13 protein-coding genes and 1 tRNA gene are annotated in these 15,848 nt (G+C 73.0%); 11 read left to right on the top strand and 3 right to left on the bottom strand.

From position 1 onward, the window contains the following. From AA75_RS23490 to AA75_RS23475, 4 genes are all read left to right on the top strand, one after another. The coding region (locus tag AA75_RS23490; RefSeq protein WP_368666604.1) for a rhomboid-like protein at nucleotides 1–793 on the top strand (793 nt) is incomplete at its 5' end. Nucleotides 794–913: 120 nt separating this feature from the next. Beyond that, nucleotides 914–2,635, top strand: a complete 1,722-nt coding sequence (locus tag AA75_RS23485; RefSeq protein WP_033822178.1) for a DUF885 domain-containing protein — start codon at nucleotides 914–916, stop codon at nucleotides 2,633–2,635. A 305-nt stretch (nucleotides 2,636–2,940) separates the two neighbouring features. Further along, a complete protein-coding gene (locus tag AA75_RS23480) occupies nucleotides 2,941–4,353 on the top strand; it encodes an MFS transporter (protein ID WP_033822184.1) in 1,413 nt (470 codons plus the stop codon). A gap of 253 nt (nucleotides 4,354–4,606) precedes the next feature. Next, complete coding sequence (locus AA75_RS23475) at nucleotides 4,607–5,683, top strand: serine protease (RefSeq protein WP_051813141.1); 1,077 nt, start codon at nucleotides 4,607–4,609, stop codon at nucleotides 5,681–5,683. A gap of 7 nt (nucleotides 5,684–5,690) precedes the next feature. Here the strand turns inward: AA75_RS23475 and AA75_RS23470 are convergent, their stop codons facing one another. The 3 genes from AA75_RS23470 to AA75_RS23460 form a co-directional block, all read right to left on the bottom strand. Continuing rightward, nucleotides 5,691–6,452 (bottom strand): protein phosphatase 2C domain-containing protein, encoded by a 762-nt coding sequence (locus AA75_RS23470; protein ID WP_033822177.1) that lies wholly within the window; start codon nucleotides 6,450–6,452, stop codon nucleotides 5,691–5,693. Nucleotides 6,453–6,658: 206 nt separating this feature from the next. Beyond that, on the bottom strand, nucleotides 6,659–6,949 hold the full coding sequence (locus AA75_RS23465; protein ID WP_233289151.1) for a hypothetical protein: 291 nt from the start codon (nucleotides 6,947–6,949) through the stop codon (nucleotides 6,659–6,661). 134 nt (nucleotides 6,950–7,083) lie between these two features. After that, nucleotides 7,084–7,155: transfer RNA gene (locus AA75_RS23460), tRNA-Arg, on the bottom strand. A 211-nt stretch (nucleotides 7,156–7,366) separates the two neighbouring features. Here AA75_RS23460 and AA75_RS23455 point away from each other — a divergent pair. The 7 genes from AA75_RS23455 to AA75_RS23425 all read left to right on the top strand — a co-directional run. Beyond that, a complete protein-coding gene (locus tag AA75_RS23455) occupies nucleotides 7,367–7,849 on the top strand; it encodes a response regulator (RefSeq protein ID WP_082526764.1) in 483 nt (160 codons plus the stop codon). A 76-nt stretch (nucleotides 7,850–7,925) separates the two neighbouring features. Then, complete coding sequence (gene argS, locus AA75_RS23450; protein ID WP_033822176.1) at nucleotides 7,926–9,581, top strand: arginine--tRNA ligase; 1,656 nt, start codon at nucleotides 7,926–7,928, stop codon at nucleotides 9,579–9,581. Between the two features lie 164 nt (nucleotides 9,582–9,745). Then, the gene (gene lysA, locus AA75_RS23445; protein ID WP_033822175.1) at nucleotides 9,746–11,137 is read left to right on the top strand and encodes a diaminopimelate decarboxylase; all 1,392 of its coding nucleotides are present in this window, start codon (nucleotides 9,746–9,748) and stop codon (nucleotides 11,135–11,137) included. A 129-nt stretch (nucleotides 11,138–11,266) separates the two neighbouring features. Continuing rightward, nucleotides 11,267–12,559: a homoserine dehydrogenase gene (locus AA75_RS23440; RefSeq protein ID WP_033822174.1), complete on the top strand. Its 1,293-nt coding sequence runs from the start codon at nucleotides 11,267–11,269 to the stop codon at nucleotides 12,557–12,559. Between the two features lie 8 nt (nucleotides 12,560–12,567). Then, nucleotides 12,568–13,659: a threonine synthase gene (gene thrC / locus AA75_RS23435; protein WP_033822173.1), complete on the top strand. Its 1,092-nt coding sequence runs from the start codon at nucleotides 12,568–12,570 to the stop codon at nucleotides 13,657–13,659. A gap of 359 nt (nucleotides 13,660–14,018) precedes the next feature. After that, nucleotides 14,019–14,933 carry a homoserine kinase gene (gene thrB, locus AA75_RS23430; RefSeq protein WP_033822172.1) on the top strand — a complete coding sequence of 305 codons (915 nt, stop codon included), beginning with the start codon at nucleotides 14,019–14,021 and terminating at the stop codon, nucleotides 14,931–14,933. Nucleotides 14,934–15,523: 590 nt separating this feature from the next. Continuing rightward, on the top strand, nucleotides 15,524–15,848 hold a 325-nt coding region (locus AA75_RS23425; protein WP_033822171.1), incomplete at its 3' end, for a Rho termination factor N-terminal domain-containing protein.

Here is a 15,848-nt window from a genome sequence, read left to right as displayed (position 1 = left end):
GGTCGGCGGAGCGAGGAGGAACGGCGGGATGCGGCGCAGCGCCCGGGAGCGGTACCAGGCCCGCCGGGCGGCCCTCGGGCCGGCCGTCCGGGCGGCGCCCGGGGCCCTGTGGCGGTGGATCCGGGCGGCGCCCGGCACCTACGTCTGGCTGCTGCTGCTGGGGATCACCAGCCTGATCGTCAGCCGGATGGACCCGCGGTACCTGGACTGGTTCCTGACCAAGCGCAGCACCAACCTGGAACAGCTCGGCAGCCGCCCGGTGCACGCCCTGCTGGCCAGCGCGGTCTGGACCGAGCAGGGCGACTTCCTGTCCTACGTCGTGCTTTTCCACCTGTTCCACGTCCCCGCCGAGCGGTGGCTGGGGACCGCCCGCTGGCTCACCGTCGCGCTCACCGCCCATGTCCTGGCCACCCTGATCAGCGAAGGGGTGGTCGCCTGGGGCGTCGCCTCGGGACGGCTGCCGGCGAACATGGCCGACACCGTCGACGTCGGGGTGTCCTACGCCCTGGCCGGCGTCCAGGGCGTGCTCACCTACCGCTTCGCCGGCCGCTGGCGGCTGCTGTACGGCGGCGCGCTGCTGACCGTCTACCTGGTGCCGCTGATCACCTCGCACACCTTCACCGACCTCGGGCACTTCTGCGCGGTCCTGATCGGCCTGGGCTTCCACGGCTTCACCACCGGTCGGCCGACCTGGGACCCGGGCCGGTCCTGGCGGTCCTGGCGGTCCCGGCGGCGCCCGCGCCGCCCCTCCGCCGACCGCCGCCCCGCCCGGACCGTGACGCCCGGACCGTGACGCATCGGCCGAAACCACCACACCGGACGGTCCGTCAGCACCGTACGTACCGCGCCGGGGTGCCGAAAGCCCAGACCGAGAAGGTCTTGAAATCACGACCGGCTACGAAAAGATGGCCGGATGGCTGATGAACTGATCACCGAATCCGAAGACGGCCCCACCCCGCGCCGTGTCGCCGACGCCTACGTGCACGCCCTCGCCGAGCTCGATCCGCTGACCGCGATCTACCTCGGCCTCAACCCGGAGGACGACCGGCTCCCCGACCTCTCCCCGGCCGGCAGCGACGCCGTCGCCGGTCTCGCCCGCCGCACCCTCGCCGAACTCGACGCCGCCGAGAGCGCCGGCGCCGCCCGGGGCGGCCCGGACGAGGCCGAGCAGCGCTGCGCCAAGCTGCTGCGCGAGCGGCTGACCGCCGAACTCGCCGTGCACGACGCCGGCGAGCACCTGCGCTCGCTGCGCAACCTGGGCTCGCCGCTGCACAACGTGCGCGAGGCCTTCACCCTGATGCCCACCGAGACCGAGCACGACTGGCAGCTGATCGCCCGCCGCCTGGCCAAGGTGCCCACCGCGGTGGAGCAGTACCGCAGCTCGCTGGCCGAGGGCGCCGCCCGCGGCCTGTACGCCGGTCCGCGCCAGGTCACCACCGTGATCGGGCAGATCGACGAGTGGGTGGCCGGGGAGGTCCCCGGCGGCTGGTTCGGCACCTTCGTCCAGGACGCGCCCGCCCCGCTCGCCGACCAGCTGTCCGGCGCGGCCGTCGAGGCCACCGCCGCGCTGGCCGACTTCCGCGACTGGCTGGGCGGGGTGTACGGGCCGGGCGCGGCCGGCACCCCCGACCCGGTCGGCCGCGAGCGCTACGCCCGCTGGGTGCGCTACTGGACCGGCGCCGACCTGGACCTGGACGAGGCGTACCGCTGGGCCTGGGGCCAGTTCCACGACCTCGAGGCGCAGATGCGGGTGGAGGCCGAGAAGGTCCGCCCGGGCTCGACCCCGATGGAAGCCATGAAGTGGCTGGAGACCGACGGGCCGGCCATCAAGGGCGCCGACGCCGCCCGCGAGTACCTCCAGGGCCTGATGGACCAGGCCATCAACGACCTCCAGGGCACCCACTTCGACCTCGCCGAGCCGCTGCTCAAGGTCGAGTCGAAGCTGGCCCCGGCCGGCAGCGCCGCCGCCCCGTACTACACCCAGCCCTCGCTGGACTTCTCCCGCCCGGGCCGGACCTGGCTGCCGACCCTGGGCCGGGAGTCGTTCCCGGTCTGGGACCTGGTCTCCACCTGGTACCACGAGGGCGTGCCCGGCCACCACCTGCAGCTGGCCCAGTGGACCTACGTGGCCGACCGGCTCTCCACGTACCAGGTCACCCTGGGCGGCGTCAGCGCCAACGTCGAGGGCTGGGCGCTGTACGCCGAGCGCCTGATGGACGAGCTCGGCTACCTCACCGACCCCGGCCACCGGCTGGGCTACCTCAACGCCCAGATGATGCGGGCGCTGCGGGTCATCGTCGACATCGGCATGCACGTCGGCCTGGACTTCCCGGAGGACTCCCCGTTCAAGCCCGGCGAGCCGGTGCTGCCGGACGGCGCCCGGGAGTTCTTCGGCCGCTACTGCGGCCTGTCCGCCGAGTTCCTGGACAGCGAGCTGATCCGCTACCTGGGCCTGCCCGGCCAGGCGATCGGCTACAAGCTCGGCGAGCGGGCCTGGCTGCAGGGCCGGGCCGCCGCCCGCGCCGCCGCCGAGGCGCGCGGCGAGGAGTTCGACCCCAAGGCGTGGCACATGGCCGCGCTGTCGCAGGGCTCGCTGGGCCTGGACGACCTGGTCGCGGAGCTCGGGGCGCTGTGAGCGCGGGCGGTGGGGGCGGCCCGGTCCGGGGCGCCCCCGCCGCCGCACGGCCGTCCGGCGCGGATATTCCCGGACCGGTCAATATCGGACTTTGGTACCAAAACTATACAAACTCCATCATTTACGTCTGAATCTCCTTGCCGATCGCCGCCCCGAGGGCTTTTCTGGAGAGAGCGTTTGCGTGCGCCCCAGCCCAGTTCCCCTCCGGAAGGCGGCCCACGGTGTCATCTCAGCCCACCCCAGACGTCCAGGCGGCGGATCCGCGCCGCTGGTGGGCGCTGGCAGTGATCGCGATCGCCCAGCTGATGATCGTCCTCGACGCGACCATCGTGAACATCGCACTTCCCTCGGCGCAGAAGGACCTGGGCATATCCGACGGCGACCGCCAATGGGTGATCACCGCCTACACCCTCGCCTTCGGCGGTCTGCTGCTGCTCGGCGGCCGGCTCGGCGACCTCTTCGGCCGCAAACGGACCTTCACCATCGGTCTGCTCGGCTTCGCGGTGGCGTCCGCGATCGGCGGCTTCGCCGTCGACCCCACCATGCTGTTCGCCGCCCGCGCCCTGCAGGGCGCTTTCGGCGCGATCCTCGCGCCCTCCGCGCTGTCCCTGCTGTCCAACACCTTCTCCGACCCCAGGGAACGCGCCACCGCCTTCGGCGTCTTCGGCGCCATCGCCGGTGCCGGAGCCGGCATCGGCCTGCTGGTCGGCGGCCTGCTCACCGAGTACCTGACCTGGCGCTGGTGCCTGTTCGTCAACGTGCCGATCGCGATCGGCGCCGCCTTCGCCGCCTTCTACCTGCTCAAGCGCGACCACATCGACAAGGGCCACCGGGTCAAGCTGGACCTGCCGGGCGCGTTCCTCGGCTGCGGCGGCCTGCTGGCGATCGTCTACGGCACCTCCGAGGCCGAGTCGCGCGGCTGGGGCGACTGGCTGGTGCTGACCTGCCTGCTCGGCGGCATCGCCCTGCTGGCGATCTTCGCGCTGGTCGAGCGGCGGACCCCCAACGCCCTGCTGCCGACCCACATCGTCGGCGACCGCAACCGCGGCGGCGCCGCCCTCGCGGTCGGGCTCGCGGTGGTCGGGATGTTCGGCCTGTTCCTCTTCCTGACCTACTACCTGCAGGTGGTGAAGGGATACTCGCCGGTCCTGGCGGGCGTCGCCTTCCTGCCGATGGTCGGCGCGATCATCATCAGCTCGACCGGCATCGCGGCCCGGCTGATGACCAGGATCCCGTCCCGCAACCTGATCGTCCCCGGACTGCTGCTGGCCGCCGCCGGCATGGCCTGGCTGACCCAGATGAAGGTCGACAGCCCGTACGCCGGCCTGGTGCTGCCCGCCGAACTGCTGCTCGGCCTCGGCATGGGCCTGGTGTTCATGCCGTCCATGAGCCTGGCCACCCTCGGCGTCGCCCCCAACGAGGCCGGCGCGGCCTCCGCCACCATCAACTCCGCCCAGCAGGTCGGCGGCTCGATCGGGGTCGCGCTGCTGAACACCATCGCGGCCAGCGTCACCACCACCTACCTGGCCACCCGCAACGCCGCCGATCCGCTGGTCCAGTCCCAGGGCGCAGTGCACGGCTACGCGGTCGCCACCGCGGTCGCGATGGGCATCCTGATCGGCGCGGCCGTGATCGCCTTCTTCCTGATCGACCACCGCCCGGCCCCCGGCGAGGCCACCGGCAAGGACGCCGAGGCCACCGCCCAGGTGCTGGCCTGACGGCCGCCACGCAACGGCCCCGAACCCCACCGCGGCCCGTGCCGGACCCCCGTCCTCCCCGCCGTCGCCCCGCCCGGATCACGCCCCGGGCGGGGCACTACCGTGTCCGGGTACGAATTCTCACTACTCTCACAGGGGCGGATCACACTCCTCCCAGGCCGACCGCCCATATTTTTGACTGTACGCGCCGCCCGGGGCGCGTCACCGGAGAGCCGACAGCGCGCGGGCGCGACGGGCGGGAGTGGGGACCTTGATGGGCCGTCAGCACGAGGTTCGCCGGCGCGTGCGCCGCCCGGTCGCCGTCACCTCCCTGCTGGCGCTCGGACTCGCGGGCGCCGTCGTCGGCGGCAACACCCTGGCCTCGCAGGTCACCGCCGCCAGCCGGCGCCCCGCCCCGGCCGCCACCGTGACGGCCGCGGCCACCCCGGCCGCCGGGCCCGCCGACGACGCGTCCACCGCGCCGCCGGCGTCCGCCGACCCGTCATCCGGCGCCGAGGCCTCCGGCGAGGCCGCCACCGACCCCTCCGACGCGGCCCCCCGGGCCGGCACCGGCCCGTCCGCGGGCTCCGAGCACCAGGGCGAGCAGGCCACCCTCTACCGCGGCGACGGCAGCACCGGCACCGCCGAGGCCGGAAGCGAGGCCGACCGGGTCGGCGCGCTCTTCACCGGCTCGATCACGGCCGGCCACCACTCCTGCTCGGCCAGCGTCATCCACAGCATCACCAAGAACCTGGTCCTCACCGCCGCGCACTGCGTGGCCGGCTCCGACGGCCTGCGCTTCGTCCCCGGCTACCGCGACGGCAAGGCGCCGTACGGCAGTTGGCAGGTGACCAAGGTGTTCACCACCGACGGCTGGAGCCAGGACGAGGACGAGGACGAGGACTTCGCCATCCTCCAGATCGCCCCCCAGGGCGGCCGGCAGATCGAGGACGTGGTCGGCGGCAACCCGCTCGGCCTCGACGCCGGCGCCACCACCAAGGTCCGCCTCTACGGTTACCCCGACGGCGGCGAGGAGCCGCTCCTGTGCACCAACGCCACCGAGCGCGAGGACACCCACCAGCGCCGCGTCGACTGCCCGTCGTTCCCCGGCGGCACCAGCGGCGGGCCGTGGATCGACACCGCCAGCGGCCAGGTGATCGGCGTGATCGGCGGCTACCAGCAGGGCGGCGACACCGCCGACACCTCCTACAGCGCCACCTTCGGCCGGACCATCGGCGACCTGTACACCGAGGCGGTCAAGGCCTCCATGCCCGCCGTCCCCTCCCCGGCCCCGGCCCCGGCCCCGCCGAGCTCGACCCCGGCCCAGCAGAACCCGACCGCGGCCGGCTGAGCGGGGATCAGCCGGCCACCGGCAGACCGAACACCACGGTCGCGTCGTCGTGCCGCTTGCCCCGGAAACTCCCCTCGGCCATCGCGAGTTCGGCCTCCCGGACCGACCGGACCAGATGGGCCGGGCCCTGCTTCTCCAGCGTCCGCAGCAGCTGTTCCCAGCTCCACCCGAAGCGCTCGACCAGGCGGGAGACACCGTCGCTGAGCAGCGCGAAGCTGCGTACCTCGGCCGTCCTGAAGCTGACCGTCACCGCCCGGTCGGCCGCCTCGGGCCGGGTGCCCGCCACCCAGAACCCCGCGTCGGTGTTGCGCAGCCGGCCCGCCGTCTCCCGGTCCATCGGCGGCAGCCGGTCGAGCCGGTCGTCGACCACCGTGGTCAGCGCGCCGTCGTGGGTCTCCACCACCACGGGGGAGTCCGCCAGCGTCAGACAGTCCAGCCGGCCGTCGTGCTCGCGCACCAGCGCGACCGTGGCCGACGGACTCTCCGGGTTCGCCAGGTCGCAGCCGGGGTGCAGCCCGCGGGTCCGGACGATCCCCTCCCGCAGCACCTCCCGCAGGTCCAGCCCCGGCCGCTCGGTCAGCACCCCCGCCAGCGCCCACGCCAACCGCCCGGCCAGCCAACGGACATCGTGCACGCACCCGGTCGGCAGCCCACTGGTCGTGGCCCCGTCCAGCACCACGACGAACCGCCCGGCCGCCGCCACCACGTCCTCGTTGGCACCGCCGTCGGGCCCGACGGCGCCGGGCTCGCACACGTAGCTGATCTGCACGGCACTCCTCCTGCGGCGCTCCTCCAGCGGCACTCCCGCCGGGGAAGGCCTCGCCGCCATCATCCCCGCTCCGCCCCCCGGCCCCGGGAACGGGCCGTTACGTCCGGTCGGACGGAGTACGGCGGTCCCGTGGGGGCAACCCGGCGTCGGGGGAGGCGCACTGAAGGCAGGTGAGCGCGCGGCCGGCCCGTCGTACCGGCGCCGCCCTACGCCTCGTCGTCCCGCTCCAGGACCAGGCCGACCGAGCCCTCGACCAGGCCGTGCCCGGCTTCGAGATGCAGGTGGCTGCCGTCGGGAGTGCCGTCCGCCGCCAGCGCCAGCAGATGGGCGGCGAGCGTCCGCAGTCCCGCGGCGTCCGCCTCGACGACGACCTCACCCCCGAGGCTGCGCACGTTGATCCGGGCCCGCTCGTCCCAGCCGAACGCGAGCGGCACACCGTCCGCCCGCGCGGTCATCCGGACAGTGGCGACGGGGAATCCATCCGGTTCCGAGGTCATGGCCGCATCCTGCCACCGCACCCGGCCGCGGTCCCACCGGGCACCACCACCCCTACCGGGCCCGGAACATGACGAAGGCCCAGCCTCGCGGATGATCCGCTGAGCTGGGCCTCGATCAAGCACTTCTTGCGAAGTGCCCCCGGCAGGATTCGAACCTGCGCACCCGCCTCCGGAGGGCGGTGCTCTATCCCCTGAGCTACGGGGGCCTGCTGTGTGCCGCGGTGTTCTTGCGACGTGGAGAACATTACCAGGCCCGCAGCGTGGTCCGTGCACGGGTTTCCACGGCGGGTCCACGGATGCTCCGCCGCGGGTCCGCGCCGGCCGTCGGCGGCGGCCGGCAGGCCCGGGTGGGCGCCGCTGCGGCGGCTCTCGGCAAAGCCCGGACGGGGGGGTGGAGGCGCGGCTACCCTCGGTGATGTGCCGGGAACGTCCGGGCGGGTCCTCGTGGTGGATGACAGCGAGGTGATCCGCCAACTGATCAGAGTCAACCTGGAGCTGGACGGCTTCGAGGTGGTGACGGCCGCCGACGGCGCCGAGTGCCTGGAGGTCGTCCGCCGGGTGGCGCCGGACGTGGTGACCCTCGACGTGATGATGCCCCGGCTCGACGGGCTGAGGACCGCGGCCCGGCTGCGGTCCGCGCCCGAGACCGCCCGGCTGCCGATCGCCATAGTCAGCGCCTGCACCCCGGCCGACCTGCGCCGCGGCGAGGCGGTGGGCGTGGACGGCTACCTGGCCAAGCCGTTCGACCCGGCGGACCTGCTGGAACTGGTGCACCGGCTGCGCGCGCTCGGCGCGGCCGGCCGGGCCGGCGGTTTCGCGTACGGATTCGGCGTCGGCACGCCCACCCGGACCGATTCCGCTCTCGGCGAACACGGCTCGCCGGGTGCGGGTTACCCCTGATCCCCGACGATCTCCGACGTCTCAGCCGGCAAACCGGGTGGCGGGCCCCTCCCCCTTCTCGCCTACCCTTGGCGTCGTGACACCCGCAGAGCTTTCCCAGGCAGTCCTGGCCGCAGTGAGCGCCGTCGTTGAGGCGGGCGACCTGACCGTCGCCGTGCCCGAGCACGTGACGGTCGAGCGACCCAAGAACAGGGACCACGGCGACTACGCCACCAACGTGGCCCTCCAGCTCGCGAAGCCGGCCGGCCGGCCGCCGCGAGCCGTCGCCGAACTGGTCGCCGCGCGCCTGCGCGAGCTGCCCGGGGTCGCCAAGGTGGACATCGCCGGGCCCGGCTTCATGAACATCACCCTGGACGCCGCGACCCAGGGCGAGCTGGCCCGCACCATCGTCGAGGCCGGCGAGGGGTACGGCCGCAACGAGGCGCTCAAGGGCCTGAAGATCAACCTGGAGTTCGTGTCGGCCAACCCGACCGGCCCGATCCACATCGGCGGCGTCCGCTGGGCGGCCGTCGGCGACTCGCTGGCCCGGGTCCTGCGGGCCACCGGCGCCGACGTCACCACCGAGTACTACCTGAACGACGCCGGCGTGCAGATCGGCAAGTTCGCCATCTCCCTGCAGGCCGCCGCCAACGGCCGGCCGGTCCCGGAGGACGGCTACGTCGGCGAGTACATCGTCGACATCGCCAAGGCGATCGTGGACGGCGTCCCCGGCGTGCTCGACCTGCCCGAGGACGAGCAGCTGCAGGTCTTCCGGACCAAGGGCCTGGAGCTCATGGTCGCCGAGATCAAGCGCTCGATGGACGAGTTCGGCACCCACTTCGACGTGTGGTTCTCGGAGAAGACGCTGCACGACTCGGGCGCCGTCGAGCAGGCGATCGAGCGGCTGCGCGAGCAGGGCCACGTCTTCGACCAGGACGGTGCGATCTGGCTGCGCACCACCGACTTCGGCGACGACAAGGACCGTGTCCTGATCAAGGCCGACGGCGAGACCACCTACTTCGCCGCCGACGCCGCCTACTACCTGAGCAAGCGGGACCGGGGCTCCGAGGTCTCGGTCTACATGCTCGGCGCCGACCACCACGGTTACGTCAACCGCCTCAAGGCCATCGCCGCCTGCGCGGGCGACGACATGAACCGCAACATCGAGGTGAAGATCGGCCAGTTCGTCAAGATGATCCGGGACGGCGAAGAGGTCCGGATGTCCAAGCGGGCCGGCAACATCATCACCATCGACGACGTGGTCGACTGGATCGGTGTCGACGCCGCCCGGTACACGCTGGCGCGGTCCTCCACGGACTCCACCATCACGCTCGACATCAACGTGCTGACCAGCCAGACCAACGAGAACCCGGTCTTCTACGTCCAGTACGCGCACACCCGGATGTGCGGCGTCCAGCGCAAGGCGAACGAGCTGGGCATCACCAAGGCCCCCGACTTCAAGCCCGAGCTGCTCGCCACCGAGTGGGAGTCCACGCTGCTCGGCCAGCTCGGTGAGTTCCCGCGGGTGCTCGCCAAGGCCGGCGAGCTGCGCGAGCCGCACCACGTGGCGCGCTACCTCGAGGACGTGGCCCGGGACTACCACCGGTTCTACGACAACTGCCAGATCCTGCCGAAGGGCGACGAGGAGGTCACCGACCTCACGCACGCCCGCCTCTGGCTGGCCGACGCGACGCGCACGGTCATCGCCAACGGCCTCACGCTGCTCGGCGTATCCGCCCCCGAGCGGATGTAGCGGGCAGCAACTCCCGGCGGCAACGGGGGCGGTGACGGTCCGTCAGGACAGTCGCCGCCCCTTCGCGCAAGAGCCCGCACCCCCTCACGCCCCACCTCGCCCCACTCCCCGACCCGACCCGACCGGCCCCGCCCGACCCGGCACAGCGCAGGAAGAGGCCCCAGATGAGCCGCTCCGCCCACCCCGCAGGCCCCCGCCACGGCGATGTGCTGACCGAGGGCCACTACCAGGCCCCGCCGAGCGACCTCAACGCGCTCGACCCCAAGGTCTGGTCCGCCACCGTCGCCCGCGACGCCCACGGCGCGGTCACCGTCGGCGGCCTGGACGTGCGCTCGCTCGCCGCCGAGTTCGGCACCCCGGCGTACATCCTGGACGAGGCGGACTTCCGGGCCCGCGCCCGCGCCTGGCGGGACGCCTTCGGCGAGGACGCGGACGTGTACTACGCGGGCAAGGCGTTCCTGTCCAAGGCGGTGGTCCGCTGGCTGCACGAGGAGGGGCTGCGGCTGGACGTCTGCAGTTCCGGTGAGCTCGCGGTGGCACTCGCGGCCGGGATGCCGGGGGAGCGGATCGCGCTGCACGGCAACAACAAGTCGGCGGCCGAGCTGGACCAGGCGGTCAAGGCCGGGGTCGGGCACGTCGTCCTCGACTCGTACCAGGAGATCGAGCTGCTGGCCGCCGCCGCCGAGCGCCAGGGCGTCCGGCAGCCGGTGCTGATCCGGGTCACCGTCGGCGTCGAGGCGCACACCCACGAGTTCATCGCGACCGCGCACGAGGACCAGAAGTTCGGCCTGTCGCTGGCCGGCGGCGCCGCGCTGGAGGCCGTCCGCCGGGTGCTCGCCCACCCCGCGCTGGAACTGCGCGGCATCCACTCGCACATCGGCTCGCAGATCTTCGACACCGCAGGCTTCGAGGTGGCCGCCCACCGGGTGGTCGGCCTGCTCGCCGCGGTCCGCGACGAGCACGGCGTCGAACTCCCCGAGATCGACCTCGGCGGCGGCCTCGGCATCGCGTACACCAGCGACGACGACCCGAGCGAGCCGGCCGCCATCGCCGCCGCGCTGCGCGCCATCGTCGGCCGCGAGTGCGAGGGTGCCCGGCTGGCCGTGCCGCGGCTGTCGGTGGAGCCCGGCCGGGCGATCGTCGGCCCGACCGCGTTCACCCTGTACGAGGTGGGCACCGTGAAGCCGCTGGCGGGTCTGCGCACCTACGTCAGCGTGGACGGCGGGATGTCGGACAACATCCGCACCGCCCTGTACGACGCCGAGTACTCGGTGGCGCTGGCCTCCCGCACCAGCGACGCCGGCCCGATGCTGTCCCGCGTGGTGGGAAAGCACTGCGAGTCCGGCGACATCGTGGTCAAGGACGCCTTCCTGCCGGCCGACCTGGCCCCCGGCGACCTGCTGGCGGTACCGGCCACCGGCGCGTACTGCCGCTCGATGGCGAGCAATTACAACCACGCCCTGAAGCCTCCCGTGGTGGCCGTCCTGGACGGCCGGGCCCGGGTGATCGTCCGGCGCGAGACGGAAGAGGATCTGCTGCGCCTGGATATCGGATGACGAAATCCTTGTCTCAGATCATGGAACGACCGTAGATCTGTGCGGAAAGTCCCCGAGACTGGTAGTGACCCAAGACCGACGGGCGTCGACCGAACGCCGTCGGAGACCGAGAATGCAGAGCGGAGTCGGATGATGCGTACGCGCCCGCTGAAGGTGGCGTTGCTGGGCTGTGGTGTGGTGGGCTCCGAGGTGGCGCGCATCATGACGACGACGGCCGACGACCTCGCCGCGCGGATCGGCGCGCCCGTGGAGCTCGTGGGCATCGCCGTCCGCCGGACCGGCCGGGCCCGCCCGGGCGTGCCCGAGCACCTGCTCACCACCGATGCCGAGGCCCTGGTCACCCGGGGCGACATCGACGTGGTGATCGAGGTGGTGGGCGGCATCGAGCCGTCCAAGCACCTCATCCTCGCGGCCATCGGCAAGGGCGCCTCGGTGGTCTCCGCCAACAAGGCGCTGCTCGCCCAGGACGGCGCCGAGCTGCACGAGGCGGCCGCCAGGGCCGGGGTCGACCTGTACTACGAGGCCGCGGTGGCCGGCGCGATCCCGCTGATCCGTCCGCTGCGCGAGTCGCTGGCCGGCGACAAGGTCAACCGGGTGCTGGGCATCGTCAACGGCACCACCAACTTCATCCTCGACAAGATGGACACCACCGGCGCCGGGTACTCCGAGGCGCTGGAGGAGGCCACCGCGCTGGGCTACGCCGAGGCCGACCCGACCGCCGACGTGGAGGGCTTCGACGCCGCCGCCAAGGCCGCGATCCTGGCCGGCATCGCCTTCCACACCAAGGTCACCGCCGCGGACGTGTACCGCGAGGGCCTGACCGAGGTCACCGCCGCGGACATCGCCTCCGCCAAGCAGATGGGCTGCGTGGTCAAGCTCCTCGCGATCTGCGAGCGGGCCGCCGACGGCGGCTCCGTCACCGCCCGGGTGCACCCCGCGATGATCCCGCTCAGCCACCCGCTGGCCTCGGTCCGCGAGGCGTACAACGCGGTCTTCGTGGAGGCCGAGGCGGCCGGCCGGCTGATGTTCTACGGTCCGGGCGCGGGCGGCGCACCGACCGCCTCCGCCGTCCTCGGCGACCTGGTCGCGGTCTGCCGCAACCGGCTGAACGGCGCCACCGGCCCTGGCGACTCGGTGTACACCCGGCTGCCCGCCAAGCCGATGGACGAGGTCGTCACCCGCTACCACGTCAGCCTCGACGTGGACGACCGGGCGGGCGTGCTCGCCCAGGTCGCCTCCACCTTCGCCGAGCACGGGGTGTCCATCGACACCGTGCGCCAGCAGGGCCGGGACGGCGACGCCTCGCTCGTGGTGGTGACCCACCGCGCCACCGACGCCGCACTGTCGGCGACGGTCGACAAGCTGCGCGCGCTGGACAGCGTGCGCGACGTGGCCAGCATCATGCGGGTCGAAGGGGAGTAGGAACAGCCATGAACGCCGTCATCGACAGAGCCAGTGGCCACACCCACCAGTGGCGCGGCCTCATCGAGGAGTACCGCGACCGGCTGCCGGTCACCGCCGACACCCCCGTGGTCACCCTGCTGGAGGGCGGTACGCCGCTCGTCCCCGCCCAGGTGCTCTCCGAGCGCACCGGCTGCGAGGTCTACCTCAAGGTCGAGGGCGCCAACCCGACCGGGTCCTTCAAGGACCGCGGCATGACGATGGCCATCTCCAAGGCCAAGGAGGACGGCGCCCAGGCCGTCATCTGCGCCTCCACCGGCAACACCTCCGCCTCGGCCGCGGCGTACGCGGTGCGGGCCGGGATGGTCTCCGCCGTGCTGGTGCCGCAGGGCAAGATCGCGCTCGGCAAGATGGGCCAGGCGCTGGTGCACGGCGCGAAGATCCTCCAGGTGGACGGGAACTTCGACGACTGCCTCACCCTGGCGCGTGAACTGTCCGAGAAGTACCCGGTCGCGCTGGTCAACTCGGTGAACCCGGTCCGGATCGAGGGCCAGAAGACCGCCGCCTTCGAGATCGTCGACATGCTCGGCGACGCCCCCGACATCCACGTCCTGCCGGTCGGCAACGCGGGCAACATCACCGCCTACTGGAAGGGCTACCGCGAGTACGCCGCGGACGGCCTGGCCGCCCGCACCCCGCGGATGTGGGGCTTCCAGGCCTCCGGCTCGGCCCCGATCGTCGACGGCGCCCCGGTGCTCAAGCCGCAGACCATCGCCACCGCGATCCGGATCGGCAACCCCGCCTCCTGGGACTTCGCGCTCGCCGCGCGGGACGAGTCGGGCGGTCTCATCGACAAGGTGACCGACCGTCAGATCCTGTCCGCCTACCGGCTGTTGGCGTCGCAGGAGGGTGTCTTCGTGGAGCCCGCCTCGGCCGCCTCGGTGGCCGGCCTGCTGGCCAAGGCCGAGGCCGGGCTGGTCGACCCGGGCCAGCGGATCGTCTGCACCGTCACCGGCAACGGCCTGAAGGACCCGGACTGGGCGGTGGCCGGCGCCCCGCAGCCGCAGATCGTCCCGATCGACCCGGAGGCGGCGGCGCTGCGCCTGGGCCTGCTGGACTGACCACCCCGGAGCGACGGCGCCCGGCCGTCCTGCCGGCCGTGCTGACCAGGTGTCAACGGTGGGCCGCCCCGCCCGGGGCGGCCCACCTGCCGTGTCCGGACGACACGTCCGGTGTCGGTCCGCTGTCTTTTTCCATGCCGTTTTCCGCACGGTTTCCGGCCACAACCGGCAACACGGTGGATCGAACGGGAGCGGGGTGTACCGCTGTGGAACCTGTCTTCGATAGTCTGGTTCCCGGCGGGCCGCGCCTTCGGCCTGCGGTCGCCCGCTCCGCCGGAGCCTTCCGGCCGGGCCCCCGCCGCCGTACCACTGGCCCGTACGCAACCGGGCCGTCCCACTCCCCAGGAGACACCAACCACATGGCCGGTCCCGCGTTCCGCGCTGCCGCCGTCAGGGTCCGGGTTCCCGCGACCAGCGCCAACCTCGGCCCGGGCTTCGACGCCTTCGGACTCGCCCTCGGTCTCTACGACGACGTGGTGGTCCGGGTCGCCGACTCCGGACTGACCGTCGACATCGCCGGCGAGGGCGCGGAGAACCTGGCCCGGGACGAGCGCCACCTGGTGGTCCGCTCGATGCGCGCCGCCTTCGACCGCCTCGGCGGCCAGCCGCGCGGCCTCGAAGTGGTCTGCGCCAACCGGATACCGCACGGCCGTGGCCTCGGTTCCTCCTCGGCCGCCATCTGCGCCGGCCTGGTCGCCGCGCGCGCCGTCACCATCGGCGGCGCCGGCCTGCTCGACGACGACGCGCTGCTCGCGCTCGCCTCCGAACTCGAGGGCCACCCCGACAACGTCGCCGCCTGTCTGCGCGGCAACTTCACCGTCGCCTGGACCGACGACGACGGCGCGAGGACCATCGTGCTGGAGCCGTCCGCGCAGGTCGTCCCGGTCGTCTTCGTCCCCTCCACCGAGGTGCTCACCGAGACCGCGCGCGGCCTGCTGCCGAAGACCGTGCCGCTGGCCGACGCCGCCGTCAACGCGGGCCGCGCCGCGCTGCTGGTCGAGGCGCTCACCCGCCGTCCCGAACTGCTGCTGACCGCCACCGAGGACCGCCTGCACCAGGACTACCGGGCCTCCGCGATGCCGGACAGCGCCGCGCTGGTCGCCGCCCTGCGCAACGAGGGCGTGCCGGCCGTCATCTCCGGGGCCGGCCCGACCGTGCTGGCGCTGACCGACGAGGCGGGGGCCGAGAAGGTGCTCGCCTTCGCGCCCGGCTTCGCCGCGCACCGGCTGGAGCTCGACCGCGCCGGAGCCTGCGTCCTGCCCCTCGACATGTAGAGGTGCGCGGGGCGCACGCCGGGCTGAGCAGCGGGAACGTCCGCGCACGGATTGGCAGGACGGACACGATTGACGAGGACGGGGCTGGGGAATGTGTCAGGGGGTCGGTAGTGTTAACCTCATTGCTGCACCAGGTGCCCTCCGGGGCGCGGTGCGACGCGTCCCGATCCCGACATCCCGCCCGCACGGCCCGACAGCCGTACCGGGTGAGCTGCGGAAGCGCGGGACCACGATTCTCCGGGAGTCCACCACATCGCGTACGCAGCCTGCCTGCGCGACTGGGGCGCATCCCGAAGCCGTGACGGCACCTGACTCCCACCCGCAGCCTCCAGACTGAGGCCCGGACGGGCGGAGCCCTGGGTACCGGAACGCGACGGGGGCCCGGGTTTCACAGGCGCAGCGGTGCCGGCACGAGTACCGGCCATCCGCGCCACTTCGCACCACAGTGCACCGCACTTCGCAATTCTCCCGATCGGATCAGCCTTTCGGGGGAATCCCGCCTCGGACCAGCGCGAACAGACGTTGGTCAGGACAGCACAACCGGTCGCCGAGCCAGACAGGCCGACGTCCGCTCCAGGGAAGGACCCTTAGTGAGCGACACCACCGATCTGATGGGCGCGCGCCCGGACGCCGACGCGTCGGACGCAGCCGCCGCCCCCGCGGCTCCGGCACGGCGCCGTCGTAGCGCTGCCGCGGGCCTGGACGGCCTGGTCCTGGCCGAGCTTCAGAAGCTCGCCTCGACTCTTGGAATCAGCGGTACCGGACGCATGCGCAAGAGCCAGCTGATCGAGGCCATCAAGGACAAGAGCGGCGGTGACCCGCTGCTCGCCGGCGCCGCCGCCCCGGCCCAGGCCCCGGCCGCCAAGCGCGCCGCCAAGGCCGCCCCCGCGGCCGAGGAGAGCGCCGCCCCGGCCG

The organism is Kitasatospora sp. MBT63, from assembly GCF_000710465.2.
Classification (GTDB): domain Bacteria; phylum Actinomycetota; class Actinomycetes; order Streptomycetales; family Streptomycetaceae; genus Kitasatospora.
This window is presented reverse-complemented; position numbering and strand designations above follow the sequence as displayed.